At 61.6% G+C, this 15,144-nt stretch carries 13 protein-coding genes and 1 tRNA gene; 2 read left to right on the top strand and 12 right to left on the bottom strand.

Features of this window, described 5'->3' with window-relative positions; translation table 11 throughout:
- Positions 1-15: 15 nt before the first annotated feature.
- Complete coding sequence (locus tag ACWTV1_RS06145) at positions 16-1,671, bottom strand: FAD-dependent oxidoreductase (RefSeq protein ID WP_498504526.1); 1,656 nt, start codon at positions 1,669-1,671, stop codon at positions 16-18.
- A 139-nt stretch (positions 1,672-1,810) separates the two neighbouring features.
- Between ACWTV1_RS06145 and ACWTV1_RS06140 the strand changes: the two genes are divergently transcribed.
- Complete coding sequence (locus ACWTV1_RS06140; protein ID WP_498504525.1) at positions 1,811-2,368, top strand: hypothetical protein; 558 nt, start codon at positions 1,811-1,813, stop codon at positions 2,366-2,368.
- Between the two features lie 60 nt (positions 2,369-2,428).
- Positions 2,429-2,518: transfer RNA gene (locus ACWTV1_RS06135), tRNA-Ser, on the top strand.
- Between the two features lie 107 nt (positions 2,519-2,625).
- Here ACWTV1_RS06135 and ACWTV1_RS06130 read toward each other — a convergent pair.
- The 11 genes from ACWTV1_RS06130 to ACWTV1_RS06080 form a co-directional block, all read right to left on the bottom strand.
- The gene (locus tag ACWTV1_RS06130; protein WP_498504524.1) at positions 2,626-2,862 is read right to left on the bottom strand and encodes a hypothetical protein; all 237 of its coding nucleotides are present in this window, start codon (positions 2,860-2,862) and stop codon (positions 2,626-2,628) included.
- Positions 2,859-3,857, bottom strand: a complete 999-nt coding sequence (locus tag ACWTV1_RS06125; RefSeq protein WP_498504523.1) for a TerC family protein — start codon at positions 3,855-3,857, stop codon at positions 2,859-2,861. The genes ACWTV1_RS06130 and ACWTV1_RS06125 overlap by 4 nt, the downstream gene beginning before the upstream one ends.
- Positions 3,858-4,230: 373 nt before the next feature.
- A complete protein-coding gene (locus tag ACWTV1_RS06120; RefSeq protein WP_498504522.1) occupies positions 4,231-7,104 on the bottom strand; it encodes an FAD-binding and (Fe-S)-binding domain-containing protein in 2,874 nt (957 codons plus the stop codon).
- Between the two features lie 45 nt (positions 7,105-7,149).
- Positions 7,150-8,034, bottom strand: coding sequence for a fumarylacetoacetate hydrolase family protein (locus ACWTV1_RS06115; protein WP_498504521.1), 885 nt, complete (start codon positions 8,032-8,034; stop codon positions 7,150-7,152).
- The gene (locus tag ACWTV1_RS06110; RefSeq protein ID WP_498504520.1) at positions 8,031-8,423 is read right to left on the bottom strand and encodes a RidA family protein; all 393 of its coding nucleotides are present in this window, start codon (positions 8,421-8,423) and stop codon (positions 8,031-8,033) included. Before ACWTV1_RS06110 ends, ACWTV1_RS06115 begins: the two co-directional genes overlap by 4 nt.
- Positions 8,424-8,453: 30 nt before the next feature.
- The gene (locus tag ACWTV1_RS06105; protein WP_498504519.1) at positions 8,454-9,131 is read right to left on the bottom strand and encodes an MBL fold metallo-hydrolase; all 678 of its coding nucleotides are present in this window, start codon (positions 9,129-9,131) and stop codon (positions 8,454-8,456) included.
- Between the two features lie 50 nt (positions 9,132-9,181).
- Positions 9,182-10,660, bottom strand: a complete 1,479-nt coding sequence (locus ACWTV1_RS06100; RefSeq protein WP_498504518.1) for a M81 family metallopeptidase — start codon at positions 10,658-10,660, stop codon at positions 9,182-9,184.
- On the bottom strand, positions 10,660-11,973 hold the full coding sequence (locus ACWTV1_RS06095; protein ID WP_498504517.1) for an aspartate aminotransferase family protein: 1,314 nt from the start codon (positions 11,971-11,973) through the stop codon (positions 10,660-10,662). The genes ACWTV1_RS06100 and ACWTV1_RS06095 overlap by 1 nt, the downstream gene beginning before the upstream one ends.
- Before the next feature lie 136 nt (positions 11,974-12,109).
- Positions 12,110-13,105, bottom strand: coding sequence for a Gfo/Idh/MocA family protein (locus tag ACWTV1_RS06090; RefSeq protein WP_498504516.1), 996 nt, complete (start codon positions 13,103-13,105; stop codon positions 12,110-12,112).
- The gene (locus ACWTV1_RS06085) at positions 13,102-14,181 is read right to left on the bottom strand and encodes a pyridoxal-phosphate dependent enzyme (protein ID WP_498504515.1); all 1,080 of its coding nucleotides are present in this window, start codon (positions 14,179-14,181) and stop codon (positions 13,102-13,104) included. The genes ACWTV1_RS06090 and ACWTV1_RS06085 overlap by 4 nt, the downstream gene beginning before the upstream one ends.
- Positions 14,165-15,130: a dihydrodipicolinate synthase family protein gene (locus tag ACWTV1_RS06080; RefSeq protein ID WP_498504514.1), complete on the bottom strand. Its 966-nt coding sequence runs from the start codon at positions 15,128-15,130 to the stop codon at positions 14,165-14,167. Before ACWTV1_RS06080 ends, ACWTV1_RS06085 begins: the two co-directional genes overlap by 17 nt.
- Positions 15,131-15,144 lie beyond the last annotated feature (14 nt).

Raw genomic sequence — 15,144 nt, 5'->3', positions numbered from 1 at the left:
CGCGAGCGCCGCGGGTTATGCGGTGGCCGCGCTCCACGTGCGGTAGCCGCCGTCGAGATTCACGGCGTCGAAACCATTCTGAGCGAGGATGCGCACGGCGGTGTGGCCGCGCTGTCCGACCTGGCAGTGCACGATGACGCGGCGGTCACCGAGTTCGTCGAGACGCTCGCGCAGCTCGTCGAGCGGAATGTTGACGGCGTGCGGGATGGCGCCGCGTTCGAATTCGGCGACGGTGCGAACATCCACCAACAGGGTTCCGGCCGCGAGTTCGGCGTCGATCTCGTGCCACTGAATTGAGGCGCTGAGGTTGTCGCGCAGGTTCTTCGCGACGTAACCGAGGTGGTTGATCGGGTCTTTAGCCGAGCCGTATTGCGGCGCATAGGCGAGCTCAAGGTCGGCGAGAGCGCTCGCAGTGATGCCGAAGCTCGTGGCAGTGGCCAGCACATCCATGCGCTTATCGACACCTTCTTTACCCACCGCCTGAGCGCCCAGAATGAGATCTGTCTCGACATCGACAATGAGCTTGAGGGAGAGCGACTGAGCGCCGGGGTAGTAGCCGGCGTGCGACACGGGGTGGGTGTGGATAACGCGGATGTCGCGCCCCGCTGCCCGCAGCGCGCGTTCGGTGGAGCCGAGGCTCGCGACGGTCAGCTCAAAGACGCCGACGATCGCGGTGCCCAAGGCCGGCTTCGATGCCACTTCGTCGCCGGCGAGAGTGTCAGCGAGGTAGCGGCCATCGCGGTTGGCGGGGCCTGCGAGGGCGACGAGCTCGTGTTCACCACTGATAGCGCCGACCTTTTCAGCGACGTCACCGACGGCATAGATGTGAGGTTCGCTGGTCTGGTAGCCAGCGCTGACCCGGATGCCACCAGCGGCTCCGGTTGCCAGTCCAGCGTGCACGGCGAGGGCATTGTCGGGGCGCACGCCGATTGCCGCGACGACAACGTCTGCCGCGACGCTCGAGCCATCACTGAGTTGGACGGCGGAGTCATCCACCGCGACCGCCTCGGTGCCGAGGCGAAGGTCAACGCCGTTGGCGCGCAAGTGGGCTTCGACGGGCGTGACCATTTCGGCGTCGAGCGTGCCGAGGATGTGAGCGGGGCGCTGCACGAGGGTGACGTTGAGGCCGCGCTTAGCGAGGTTCTCGGCCATCTCGACGCCGATGTAGCCGGCACCCAGCACGACGACGTTTGCGGTCGTGGGGTCGAGGTCGCCGAGGGAAGTGTGGAGGGCGTCGACGTCTTCGATGTTGCGGAGTACGAGCATCCGCTCGCTGCCGGGGATCGCCGGGATGGCGGCGCTCGCGCCGGTAGCGATAACGAGCTCGTCGAAGTGCTCGGTGCTTGTCGAGTCGTCGCTGCGGTTGTGCACCGTGATGCTGTGGCCGGCGGGGTCGATCGAGGTGACTTCGTGGTTGACGCGAACGTCGAGGCCGAAGCGGCGGCCGAGGCTCGCGGGAGTCTGGAGCAGCAGTTCGTCGCGCTCGGTAATAACGCCGCCGAGGTAGTAGGCGAGGCCGCAGTTGGCGAAGGAGACATGGCCGCTGCGCTCGAAGACCACGATCTCGGCGCGCTCATCGCGACGGCGCATGCGGGTGGCGAAGGACATTCCGGCGGCTACTCCACCGATAACGAGGATGCGGCGGGGGCGTGGTGTGGTGGCGGTGCTCATTGTTCGAGCATACCCCTAGGGGTATGCCGCGAGCCAGTTGTTCTCGCCGAGCGAAACTCACTCGACGGCGATTGCTGAGGAATGCGCGATTTCAGCGCGATCGTGTTTACGATGGGGTACCGAACAAGGGAGTATCGCTGTGGCCGACAAGACTTTCGATCCGCGGTTCGACCCCGCCTTTCAACGGGGCTTTGCGGCAGGGGAGCGCGGGGAGCGGGCTGACGATTCTGAGGCTCGGCGCCCACAGACGGTTGCCGGTCCGGCCGGTCCGACGGCCGCGGAGGCTGCCGATGCGGCCAGTCGTCCAGATGCTTTTACGCCGCCCGCCGCCGCGCTGCCGGCAACGGTGCCAGGAGAGGGCCACTCTGAGGCGCACACTCCTCAGTCAGCCTATGTCGACGAGAGCGGCGCGACAGTCGGTGCTGAGCCTGAAAAAACTGCCGCCCCCGTGAGTCTTGCGCGCAACCCCTGGTTATACGTTTTGTGGGCGATCGGGGTAATCGGTCTCGCAGCAACTGCCGGTGCGCTGTGGTGGGCAAACTCCATTCTCTATGGCGTCGGAAATCTTGAAGTTGAAAGCTACGCGACGGTTGCGACAGTGCAGTCGCTGGCCCCCATCGGGTTGTCATCGGGCTCGTTGGCCCTTGTCGGCGCGTTGCTGTTGCACGGCTTCAGTTGGATGCGCAAAAACCAGTGAACGACGATGCGCAAAAACAGGTGAACGCACGCCGCCAATATCTGTACTAAACTCTCTCCCGGTACCGTGTCCGAGCGGCCGAAGGTGCAACTCTCGAAAAGTTGTGTGTGTGAAAGCGCACCGTGGGTTCAAATCCCACCGGTACCGCCAAAGAAAAGCCCCGCATTCCTAGTGAATGCGGGGCTTTTTTGTGCGCCGGGGGAGCCAGCGTCTGGGGCGCCAGCGTGTCTCTGGGCTTGTCGCTTGTCGCTTGTCGCTTATCGCTTGTTGCTGGGGCGATCAGGATCGTCCTCGCGGAATGGCAGCGCAGCAACGACGAGGGCGGGGATGAGGAATCCCATCGCGAACGACAGCCAGAAGAACGATCCGAAACCTCGGTCTTTGCGTTTTCCCGCCATTGCGACGAGAAGTGAGATGAGGATGTTGACGATAGCGAAAACGCCCATCATCACGAAGGAGAAGAGGTCAGGGGATACCGAAGGGAATGGGTTCACGTGGGCACACTATCGACCTCGGCGAGTTCGTCGTCGGTCGCCATCCGGAAGCCGCCGCCCGCAGGGGTTTCGACTGCGTGGCGAGGCTGGCCACGAGTGGCCCAGAGGCTCGCGCCGATGGAGGTGGCGAGGATGAGGAAGATCACGCCGAGCGAGACCGTGGTGGAGATGTAATACACATCGAGGAGGAGCATCTTGATTCCGACCCAGACGAGCAAGAGCGCGAGCCCGATCTTGAGGTAGATGAAGCGGTGCATGAGGTCGGCGAGCAGAAAGTACATTGCTCGAAGGCCGAGGATCGCAAAAGCGTTAGCGGTGAACACGAGGAACGCTTCATCGGTGACGGCGAAGATGGCCGGGATCGAGTCGACGGCAAACACGATGTCAGTGATCTCGACAAGAACCAGCACGGCGAGCAGCGGGGTCGCTAGCAGCACGCCCGCCTTGCGTACGACGAACTTCTGACCGTAGAAGGCATCCGTCATGGGCACGCGGCGTCGAAAGATTCTAAGGACCGCCGAATTTTCGGGGTTGTAGTGCTCGTTGCGTTTGCGGAGCATCTGCATGCCCGTAAACACCAGGAACGCACCGAAGATGTAGAGCACCCAGGCGAAACTGCTGAGCAGCGCTGCTCCGGCGGCGATGAAGATGCCACGAAAGACGAGAGCGCCAATGACCCCGAGGAACAGCACTCGGTGTTGAAACTGCGGCGGCACGGCGAAGGCCGAGAAGATGATGGCCCAGACGAAGACGTTGTCGACGGCAAGCGACTTCTCGATGACGAAGCCGGCGAAGTATTGCTGGCCGAATTCCGCGCCAAACAGCCACCAGATAATGCCACCGAAGGTCACACCGGAGGCGACCCAAACGACGGACCACGCTGCGGCTTCACGCACGCTGATGACATGAGCGGTGCGATGCGCGATCAGGTCGATCGCAAGCATCACCAGAATGACACCGATGACGGCGAGCCAAGCCCACAGGGGAACGTTCATGAAACAACTCCAGAATGTTAGAAATTCTGGAGGTCTCGTCGAGCCCTTTCAGGCCCTAGCTGCACCGGGCCATGATGACACGACCGTAATGACGATGAGCTTCGCGGGGACTACTCCCCTCCGTGGTGATAACTCAACCATGGTTCCGGATGTCGCTCAACTGAGTGGTTTCAGATTTCGGCGTTTTCGCAGGCTGGGTCGACGCTCGCGACCCGCGCGGCTAACTCAGGGAGACGTCCAGCATGTCCTCGAGGGTTTCGCGCACGAGTGACTCGCGGGTCTCGCGACTGCGGAATAATGCCGATGGCGACGGGCGCGAGTCGCCGACTGCGGTCAGCGGTCAGCCAACATGCTCGTCATATCGGGCCACGATTCAGTCGTTGCTCATCAGCGGGGATGAGGCTTGGTCGAGGACCTCAAGAATGTGTTGATATCGGTTCCCGGTGGCGCGAGTCATCCCGATCTCGCAGGTGCGCGCGCACGATATGTAGGCGTCGAACTTGCCTGCCTGAACATCTTTTGCCTCGCGCGAGGTAGCGCTGGCGGTAAGTTCTGGGTGCAGCATCCCGCGGTCTCCGGCAAAGCCACAACATCCCCAATTGGAGGGCACCGTAACCTCAGCTGCGAGTCGCCCTGCCAAGATCGCGAGATTTGGGTTGGCGCCGATGCGGGTGCTCGAACATGTCGGGTGGAGGACAACGTTCGTGAGGGAGGTGTCAATTGTCAGTAATGGCAAGATCCGGTCGGTGGCGAAGTCGACGGCATCGACGATCCGCAAATTACTGTATTCGGGATGTCGCTCGACGGCCGTCTGGAGAGCGACTATGAGACCCTCCGAGCATGAAGAGTTGTCAGACACGATGGGAAGCTCCCCGAAATTCGATGCTTTCCAGAGCGCAGCGGCGGTGCGCTCGACCATAGTGTCGTGCCCAGCAGTGATGCCCTTCGACTTCCACGGTGTGCCGCAGCACAAGCTGCTGATCTGAGCTGGGCGGATGAGCCCGATGTTGGCCTTCGCCGCGAGCGATTCGAATGCGACGGCGACTCCGCCTTCCTCATGCGTGGGGCCGAACATGCTGCCGACGCACGCCTGGAAGTAGACAGCTTCAGCCGGAAGCGACGTATTTCCCCCACGACGACGCGTCCCGCCTTTAGGGAGGTCCGGTGACCAGAGCGGGACAGAGTCGTTGCCGAATATTGCTCGAGCCGCTGTGTTGGGCGCTGTGATCAGCGGTGGGGGTATCGTAGCGGCGACAGTCAGGGCTGTCGATGCGAGCTGGGTGACGGCGCCCCATGTCTTTCCTGCCGCGTTCCAGACGCCAGCTTCGATAGGGCGAAGGGCCTCGGCGCGTAACCGCGTCACGAGGTCGCCGGTGTTGATCAGTACCGGGCACGCGGTCTGACACATCCCGTCGACTGCGCACGTGTTGACGACTTCATACTCTCGCTCGCGGCGAAGCTCGCTCGCTAGGGCAACATCGCCCCGCGCGACCGCCTCCGCGATCGCGCGTTGAACCACGATGCGCTGCCGGGGCGTGGTCGTCAGGTCTTTGCTGGGACAGACCGGCTCGCAATAGCCACACTCGACGCAACGGTCGACTTCGACTTCGACCGTCGGAGCAGACTTAAGGTTGCGCAAGTGGAGCTCCGGATCGGCCGTGAGCACTGCATCCGGATTGAGGATGCCCGCAGGGTCGAATGCTTTCTTAATGTCGAGCATGACTTGATAGAGCACTGGACCGTACTGCCGTGCCACGAACGGCGCCATGATGCGTCCCGTGCCGTGCTCTGCCTTGAGAGTGCCGCCTGCTCCAAGGACGAGGTCGACCATGTCCTCTGTGAATGCGCGGTAGCGCTCGACGTTGGACGCAATCTCAAAGTTCTCGTTGATGAGAAAGTGCACGTTTCCGTCCTTGGCGTGCCCGAATATGACCGCGTCGTCGTATCCATATGCGCGAAAGAGTCGGGTGAGGCCCTCGCACGTCTTCGACAGTTCTGTAACAGGAACGGCAATGTCTTCGAGAAGGGCAGTGGTGCCGGATGGACGATTTCCGGCGATGGTGGCATACAGCCCCTTGCGAATGTGCCACAGGGATGCCCTAAGCGTGGCATCCTGCGTCAGCGCAGCAGCAGTAGTTAACGGCAGACGGGCAAAAAGCTGCTCAGCCTGACTTGTCAGATCGGCCAGCTCGTGCTGCCTGGCCGTCTGGTATTCAACGAGAAGCGCGCAGTGATCGCGGATCTCGAAATCGGGCAGGGCTCGTCTTGATTGGGGGTCGATGAGAGCCGCCTGCAGCGAAGCCGCATCCAACAGTTCGATTGTTGCCGGGCCGGTTGCGCTGAGCTCAACGAGCGCATCGGTGGCCGCAAGAAGGCTGTCGAACACCAGCAAGGTGGTTGCCGCGTGTTTGAGCAGGGGGACGGTGTTGAATGTTGCTTCGGCAACGAACCCAAGGGTGCCTTCGCTGCCGACCATGAGGTGTGCGAGTATCTCGATTGCCGTGTGGTGCTCAATCAATGAGTTGAGGCCGTACCCCATGGTGTTTTTGATGCTGTGTTGTCGCGTAATCTCCGCTGTGAGCAGCGGATCGGCAAGAACTTCCGCCCGAAGATCGGTGAGTGCTTGCCACAAAGCGGGGTCAGAGGCGCGGAGTTTCTGATCCGCATCGTTTTCACCAGTATCGATGATCGTGCCGCTCGGGAGCACAATTACTGCCGAGCGAAGCGTCCGGTAGGCGTTGTGGCGAATGCCGCAGGCCATACCACTGGAATTATTCGCGACAACGCCTCCTATCGTGCAGGCGATCTCACTCGCAGGGTCTGGCCCGAGTTTTCGGCCATGGCGCAGAAGTCGAGCGTTGACCTGCCGCACCGTGGCGCCGGGCCCCACCCTGGCGATGGTTCCGCCGTTTTCAACCGAGATCGACCGAAAGTGCTTGCGCGTGTCCACGAGGATGTTGCTAGTTGAGGCCTGGCCCGAAAGGCTCGTCCCTCCAGAGCGGAAGGTAAGTCGCTCTCCGTGGGCGCTCGCGTAGCCGAACAGAGTAGCCACCTCGCCCGCATCCGTCGGTGTGACGACCGCACGAGGCGTAAGCAGATAGTGGGAGGCGTCTACGGCAGCAATGACTCGATCGAACGCGCGTGTGGAAACGGCTTTCTCGCGGGGGAGAGTTAACCGGAGCGCTCGCCCAAGATCATCCTCTATCAATGTGAGATTGGAACGGGAGGCAGGTTCGATACGGCTCATGGTCGACCCTTTCATTGGTGATGCCAATCGGCGAATTCAGGACACCTATGAACTAGCTGAGAGGGGATCGCTCGGGGTGTCAATCACTTCTTGATGCTGGATACCGAGACCAGAAATTCCGAGTGTGATGGAGTCGCCGGCCTTCAGCCACCGTTGCGGCGTCATTCCCAGGCCGACTCCGCTGGGTGTTCCAGTGTTGATCAGGTCTCCAGGCTCGAGGATCATAAACTGGCTGATGTAGCGCACAATCTGAATCGGATTGAAAATTAGGTCCGACGTCGAGCCGTCCTGGTAGCGCTCGCCATTGACTTCGAGCCAAGCGTCCAGATCTAAGACGTTGTCGAATTCGTCAGGTGTAGCCAGCCACGGGCCGCAGGGGTTGAATGTCGGCGACGACTTTCCCTTCGTCCACTGACCACCGCGCTCAAGTTGGAACGCCCGCTCACTCACATCATTGCTGAGCACGTACCCGGCGATGGCGGCGCGGGCGGCCTCGTCGCTATCGAGATACACGCTCCGTCGCCCAATGACGATTCCGAGTTCGACTTCCCAGTCGGTCTTTGATTCACCGCGAGGCAACCAGACGTCATCGTTCGGTCCGACAAGAGTATTAGGCGCTTTCGTGAACAAGATTGGTTCTTCTGGGATGGGCATGTTGGATTCGATGGCGTGCTTGCGATAGTTCAGCCCGACACAGATGATCTGATGAGGGCGGGAGATTGGGGCTCCAACGCGCTCACCTTCGAGCCCGCGAGTCTGTCCCGACGTCGCGCGTTTCGTAACGGTGGAACGCAGCGTCTCGACACCGTCAGAGGCGAAGAAGTGCTCGTCAAAGTCTGTGACGATGTCTGAAACGTCTACAAGCACATCGTTGTCCACGCGAACCATCGGTCGCTCTTGCCCGTGAGCACCAACGCGCATGAGTTTCATAGTCCACGCTCCGCGGGGTTGGTTTGTGATCCCAAGAAGGCGACTGCCTCGATTTCGAACTGCAGGAATTCAAAACCCATCGCAACGGTCGTGCGAGCGGGGCGCGGATGCGCAAATTCAGCGAGATACAGCTCGTTGTAGCGTGGCAGCGCTGCCTCGTCACGAACGTAGGCGCCGATGCGCACAATGTCCGCGCGAGTGGCGCCCGCTTCGGCGAGCACACGGTCGAGACCAGCGATCGATCGGGCGAACTCCTCCTCGAAGGTACCTGGAATGAACTGTCCCGTTTCTGGATCGGTAGACGCTTGGCCGGAGATGTACAGCCAGTCTCCCGCGCGCACCGCTGGGGTGAGTGTGCGATCGGGATGAGCTCCAAAGTGTGTAATCACGATGATTTCCTTTCGGTGGTTACTTCGGTGTCACGACAGAAGAGAAGGAGGCATTTCGCCTCGGTCAAACGCGGCGATTGCGGTCTCGAAGTGGGCAGATGCCCCACCGAGCACCGCAGCGCCATGTCCAGCGAAAAGCTGATCGATACCAAGATCGGCCAGCGACCGGATGCTTCGTTCCGACTCCGCCACGTTGGCGTCAGGGGTGTTCAGATGGGCGATCCGTCCTTGCGGAAAAATGAGGTCTCCACTGAACAACGCGCGGCCGTGCGACGTCTCGGCCACGAAAACCATGTGGTCCTCACTGTGTCCGGGTGTCGTGACGGGAGTTACGCGTATGTCGCCAACAAGCAATGGGCCATCAAGGAATTCAGCGGCGACCGCTTCCAACCGCTGGTCGGCCGGATAGATGCCATCTCGGCGAGCACGGGGAAGCCCCACGGCCTCTTCGTCACCTGCGCGGAGGATTTCTGCACAACGCGCGCTCGCGAGGACCGGTGCGTTGAAAGCGCGAGACAGGGACGTTGCGCCACCTGAATGGTCAACATGGCCGTGAGTGATGAGTATCGCCTTGAGCTTTGCGCGATCGAGAAGCGCTTCGGCCCGCGCGATGAGGGCGCCGGGCGATCGTCCCGCTCCGGTATCAATGATGACGGCTTCGTTTCCGGAACGGAGAACATAGGCATTCCCGTCCCAATAGTCACTCAATCCGAAACCTAGGTATCCGCTGGCGAGCAGGAAGCATTCCGCGGTGAGCCTCATGCGGAGCCGCCGGGGGTGAGGTGGTCGGTGCGGATGTTCGCGCGCTCGTAGTCGAGGCGGCCAAGAAGAGAGTCGGTCTCTCCTGGCGTGCCGGCAAAGACGAAGTGGTCGCTGTAGCGCGACCAGCCGGCTCGGAGCGCTGCAGCGCCCTTAAGGAGCAGCACGTCATAGTCGGCGGGGTCAATTCCGAGGGCGGTAAACATTCCAGGATCGTTTGGTTGCACTGAGCTTCCTTGAATCACGATATCGAGAACACCGATGCGTACCCACGCGGCGCCCTTCATGTCCACGACTGCACCGGTCGCCATGGGGCCCGTATTGGTGAACTTGCCGTCGGTGACTCGCAGCACTTTCGCTGTGCCCTTCAACGAGTTTCCTGAACGAACGGATGCAGCGCCACCAAGCTGCACCGCTCTCGCTTCAGAGGCGTATTCGAGCAGAGCGAGTGCTGCGGGGTCGGTGATCGTGGTGAGGAAGCGTCCGCTGCCGTATCGCAGCGCCGCTTCGGCAAGCCAGGTCGTGTCTCCGCTCGCGCCCGCGTTGATGTTGTCGCCGGTGTCGGCGATTGTTACTGGCCGACCGGTGGACCGCAAATTTGCCGCTTGCGCGATCGCGGCATCGGCATCCGGATACTCGGCAGCGAATGCTGAAACTTTGGATTCGGCGAGGTCGAGCAGTGCCTGAACTGCTCTCTCGGCGGCGTCGGCGCGGTCAGGGCGGGCTGAGGCGAGGAACCCCATCCCTGTGTGCGCGGTATCCGAATAGGCATAACCGGCTAAGACGGTCACATCGAGGAGTGACTCTTTCTCTTGCAGCACGCGTGCGGCGTCGATGAGCTCGCTCAAGGGAGCATCAGCCGTGCTTTGCGCCGCCGGGGGAGCCACGATCGCCAGTCCGCGGTGCGCCCGGTAAGGAGCCGGCTCGCCGGCCAAAAGAGCGGCAAGAGCGGATGCGGCATCCTTCCCACGCTCATAGGTGTCGATGTGCGGGTTGGTGCGATACCCAATCAGGACTTCCACATCCTCCAGTCGCGGACGTGCGAAGTTGGTGTGTAAGTCGAGCACCGCAGCGATGGGCGCGTCGGGAAGGAGCGAGCGGATCGCAGCAACAATCTGCTCTTCTGCGTCGGCCACCCCATCAGCCACGAAGTCTCCGTGCAGTTCCAGCAGAATGCCGTCGAGTTCATCAGTGCCGCGAAGCGCCAGCCGCACCGCGTCGAGAATGCCTTCGAAAGCATCTCTCTCGACCGTGCCTGACGGGGTTGCGAATGTGGCGAAAAGTGGGACGCTTTCGAGGCCAGCTTCACGAGCGCCATCGAAAAAGCCACCGCAAACCGTACGCGTGTTGGCGAAGGCGTCGACCACTTGCTGTCCCACATACCAGCGGTGAGCGAACTGTTCGGAACCCGTGCGCAAGGGACTGAAAGTGTTCGTCTCGTGGTAGACCCCTAGCACCCCGACGCGAGGTCTAGCCATCACTGCCTTTCGAGTGCGGAAAACGCGGAGAGAGCTTCAGCGAAAATCCCAATGGTGCGCTCTATTTGTTCTTCGTTGTGAGCCGTTGAAAGGTACCAGCGACCGCCGGCGACGGCGAAGATACCGCGCCGGAGAAGTTCAAGCAGGAGTTGGGCGTACCCCTCCTGGTCGGCGCCCTGAAAATCGGTGAAGCTGGCCACCGCGGGCACGCCGAGGGTGACCTGCACTACCGGGCCAACCTGATTGACTGCCCCCACGATGTCGTGTGCGGCGAGCGAATCGCGGAAGCCCTCTGCTAGTCGCGCACTGAGGGTTTCCATCCTCTCGTACACTCCCGGTTGGCTGAGTTCATCAAGGGTTGCCCCAGCGGCGGCGAGCACTAGGGGGTTGCCGTTGTAGGTCCCGGCATGGGTGACACCCTCAAGAGTGAGGTCGAGAAGACGTGCTTTCCCGAGCAGTGCTGCGAGGCTCAAACCACCCGCAACTGCCTTGGCGAGAATGATGATGTCGGGTGAGACGCCGTAGCGCTCCACTGCTCCACCGTAGGCGATTCGCATCCCGGTGATGACCTCGTCAAAGATCAGCACGACCCCGTGTTCATCACACAGTTCACGCACTCGCTCAAGGAATCCTTCAGGGGGCTCGATAACGCCAGAGTTGCACAGCACAGGTTCGAGCAGAACGGCGGCGATGTCGTCTCGTTCGCTGAGTAACGATGCGAGCTCTTCGGCTTGACCCCAATTCAGCACGTGCGCGTGCTCGGCGGAGGTTGCGAGCTGACCGCGACTCTCGAGTGCCGAGTCGCTTGCTGAGTTGGGGCGGTAGCCAATCAGCATCGGATCGGACCACCCGTGGTAGTTGCCGGAAAACTTAGCAAAGTGCTCACGACCGGTGGCGGCACGAGCAATCCGCAACGCAACGAGGTTTGCTTCCGTGCCGGTGTTTGACCACAGCACTCGCTCGGTGCCAGGGAACGCTTCGAGCAGCCGTTCAGCGACGTCGAATTCTAAGAGGTGGCCGGAGCCATAGGTCGCGCCTCGGGTGATTTGATCCTGCACCGCAGCAACAAGCGCTGGGTTTCCGTGACCGAGGATGTTTGGCCCCCACCCCAGCACGTAGTCGATATAGCTATTGCCGTCGAAGTCCGTCAGTGTCGCACCAGCGCCGCCGGTGAAAAAGAGCGGATGCGGACGAGCGGTCGCCCGAAGCGCGGTGGCTACTCCACCGCTGACAGAGCGAGATGCACGCTCCCACGCTGTGCGTGATTTCGGCCATTCCGAGATCACCGTCGTCTCTTCACCGGTCGCAGTCATTCTCTCTCTCCTTGGTTCCGCGAAGGAACCGCCCAGTATCCCGCAGTCTCAAAAAACAAAACCGGGACGTCGCGCATCGATTACGCGATCCAAATGGTTTCACCTAGTAAGACTAACAGTTTCAATCAGCAAAAGACTAGGCGGCGTTGGTTGGGCCGTCAACGGGAAGGGTCACCCACGCGCGATCGCGCGCGGAACGCGCGGTGGCTTCCGCGACCGCAAGTGCGGCCATCCCGTCATCAAGCGTGACGAGCGGCTGCTCTCCTCGGGCTACAGCGACGAGATGGTCGGCCTGCCGTCGCAGTGCTTCGGCCGGCAACTCTGTTAGATCACGCACGGACTCGGCGCCATCGGTCTGCTTCACCCGAATCTTTCCACCGCTGAGATCAGCAAAGAGGCTCCCTCCCTCCCCTACAACATGGATCGTGCGCACACCCACGGGCTCAACGTAATCGAGATGAACCGCGCCGCTAAGTCCACCCGCGTGCACCAAGAGTGCATCCGCAACATTCGGCGACTCCACGTGCTCTACATCAGGAAACACCCGAGAGTGGGCAACGACCTCGGCGATGGGGCCAAAGAACCAGCGTAAATAGTCCCACTCGTGGGAATAGTCGCGAAGCAACCGATTCTCCTCCGGTGTCCGGAACCGTGACTCCGCAGCGGCGATAGTGCCATACGCGCCAAGCATCACCTGGTACCCCGCCGGCTTGCCGATCACGCCTGACTGGAGAGCGGCTCGAACTTCCCGAACGACAGCCCGGTGTCGCAGCACATAACCCATGAGCACGCGGACCCCGGTTGACCGAATCTGGTCGATAAGTTCTCGGTCTGCCAGAGAAGGCGCCAAAGGTTTCTCCACGAGCGTCGGAATTCCTCGAGCGGCCGCCGCGGCCAACTGCGGTAAATGAAAGGGATCTGGACTGGCAATCACGAGTGCGTCCAGCCCCGAATCGAGCATCGAATCGAGGGTCGCTGCGGGCTCGGTACCAAACTCCTGCTGCACTCGATCGCGCAATGGTTCTGAAGGGTCGAAGCCCACCGTCTGCACATCTCCGCGCTTGCTCAGCACCGCAATATGCTGACGCCCGATGGACCCGAGTCCTGCAACGCCGATACGGAATCCACTCATCTCGAGCCCTCCGATGCCAGCAACGTCTCAAGAAGACGATCGAGATCTGACGATGACACCGGGGCACCCTCGGATCGACGAGCGAAACGGTCAACCGACTGCGGGTCTTTGTACCCGGCGCCGCTGACGACCGCGACGACGCGGGCGGTATGATCAATAAGACCCGAGGACAACGCCTGACGAACTCCCGCGAGTGCCGTTGCCCCCGCGGGTTCAACCAAAATCCCTAGGGAAGCGAGATCGCTCTGCGCGGCATAAATGTGCGCATCCGACACCGCTACTGCCGAACCACCGGTTGCCCGAATGCCAGCGGCCGCGGCAGGGCCGTCATACAGCGCCGCCATTTGCAGTCCCGAGATCTCAGTGCCCGCACCCGCGGCGCGACCGATCGGATCGCCAGCCAGCGCCGAAACGATTCCATCCATCCCGTCGGGATGAACACCAAAAACCCGTGGGGCTCGACCCGATGCCAAGAAGCCCTGCGAAAGCCCAGCAACAAGTCCGCCACCCCCCACTGGCGCAAACACGTGGTCGACGGCCGCCGCCGACTCCTCAATTTCCCAGGCGATGGTGTGCACGGCGCGCATAGCTTCTGGAGCAAATCGAAAGCCGGTGAGCATTGGCGTGAAGCCGAACCTCTCAGCGGCGGCCGCAACTTTTCTCGCCGTGGTGATCGTGGCATCTGCGTCGTGGCCGAGGCCGTCAACTTCAATAACACGAGCACCGTACGCTCGTATCTCCCGCACCTTGCTTTCCAAGGCACCTCGCAGAACGAGGAGAACTGCCTCGAGTCCTGCCGCGGCCGAGTACGCTGCTGTGGCGGCTCCACCGTTACCGGACGAGGTGCCGACTGCGCCTCGTAGGTTCTGGTCTCGGGCGAGCGAGAGAGCGAGGGACGCTATCCGAGCTTTGAATGATCCGGTTGGATTGCGGTCCTCCATTTTCAGCTCGAACCGTGTCAAACTCTCCAGTCCAGGAACGACACCGGTCAAATCGAGCTGCGGAGTTTCCCCCTCGCCCAAGCTGACAATACTTTTCGGAGCGAGGGAAGGAAGCCGATCAGCGAAACGCCACATGCTCGACCGATCCGGATGCCATGGCGCGATCCAAAATCTCAACGACTCCTTCACAGAATTCCGCACTCGGGATGGTTTCCAATGGGCGGCCCATTGGCTGAGCGAGCGGAAGCTCCAGTGCCCACGCGGTCGCAACCTTGAGTGCAGCAATCGCTTGGGCCGGACCGCCAGCGCCAGCCCAAGGCACGCCAATGATGCCAAATGTCGCGCTGACCCAGCTCGAGAGTTCCCACGCCCGCTCACGGTCGCCGTTACGCAGCACCCGCCACAACTCAGCAAAGACCACCGGCGCGAAGTTTGCGAAGCCGGGGACAACTCCTTGGAAGCCGATTGCCTCTACGGATTCGAGGGTCACTTCACTTCCCGCATAGGCCTTGAAGCCCGAGTCCAACGGAATCGCCGCGCGCAGTAGGCGACCTGAAGTGAGATCCCCTGAGGAGTCCTTCACGCCGTCGAGGTTGCCGTCCGCTGCGAGGCGAGCGAGCAGCCCAACGCTCAGTTTCTGAGGTGTGCGTGGCGGTACGTCGTACGCGATGATCGGGAGATCGATCGTGCGAATCGCCTCGAAGTGACGGCGCAGTTCGTCGTCACTGTGTGTGAAGTACAAGGGCGGTAGCACGAGCAAGGCATCGGCGCCGCGGGCGGCAGCCTCCTTGGCTTCGACTAGGGCGTCATCAGTTGATAGTCCGGCAACACCGGCCCAGACGGGAATTCGGCCAGCAGCGGCTTGCACCGTCACCTCTGTCGCACGCAAGCGCAATGACGCTCCCAGCGTGCCGAGCTCGCCCGTCGAGCCTGAAGCGAGCACTCCATCGATGCCGGAAGCAACCTGTGAGTCAACGAGAGCCGTCATTGCGCGCACATCGATGTCTCCGGATGCGTCAAGCATCGTCACCAGTGGGGTGATGATTCCATCGGGTAGTGCTGCTGAAGTGCCTGGGTGCGTCATTTAGATTGATACCT

The organism is Salinibacterium sp. VpJ6 (genome assembly GCF_059767345.1).
This window is presented reverse-complemented; position numbering and strand designations above follow the sequence as displayed.

Bases quoted from the DNA above. Each gene is read 5' to 3' on its own strand.
- ACWTV1_RS06095 (WP_498504517.1), bottom strand. From the start codon at position 11,973: ATGACTGCGACCGGTGAAGAGACGACGGTGATCTCGGAATGGCCGAAA.
- ACWTV1_RS06125 (WP_498504523.1), bottom strand. From the start codon at position 3,857: ATGAACGTTCCCCTGTGGGCTTGGCTCGCCGTCATCGGTGTCATTCTG.
- ACWTV1_RS06115 (WP_498504521.1), bottom strand. From the start codon at position 8,034: ATGAAACTCATGCGCGTTGGTGCTCACGGGCAAGAGCGACCGATGGTT.
- ACWTV1_RS06090 (WP_498504516.1), bottom strand. From the start codon at position 13,105: ATGAGTGGATTCCGTATCGGCGTTGCAGGACTCGGGTCCATCGGGCGT.
- ACWTV1_RS06120 (WP_498504522.1), bottom strand. From the start codon at position 7,104: ATGAGCCGTATCGAACCTGCCTCCCGTTCCAATCTCACATTGATAGAG.
- ACWTV1_RS06145 (WP_498504526.1), bottom strand. From the start codon at position 1,671: ATGAGCACCGCCACCACACCACGCCCCCGCCGCATCCTCGTTATCGGT.
- ACWTV1_RS06100 (WP_498504518.1), bottom strand. From the start codon at position 10,660: ATGGCTAGACCTCGCGTCGGGGTGCTAGGGGTCTACCACGAGACGAAC.
- ACWTV1_RS06080 (WP_498504514.1), bottom strand. From the start codon at position 15,130: ATGACGCACCCAGGCACTTCAGCAGCACTACCCGATGGAATCATCACC.
- ACWTV1_RS06085 (WP_498504515.1), bottom strand. From the start codon at position 14,181: ATGTGGCGTTTCGCTGATCGGCTTCCTTCCCTCGCTCCGAAAAGTATT.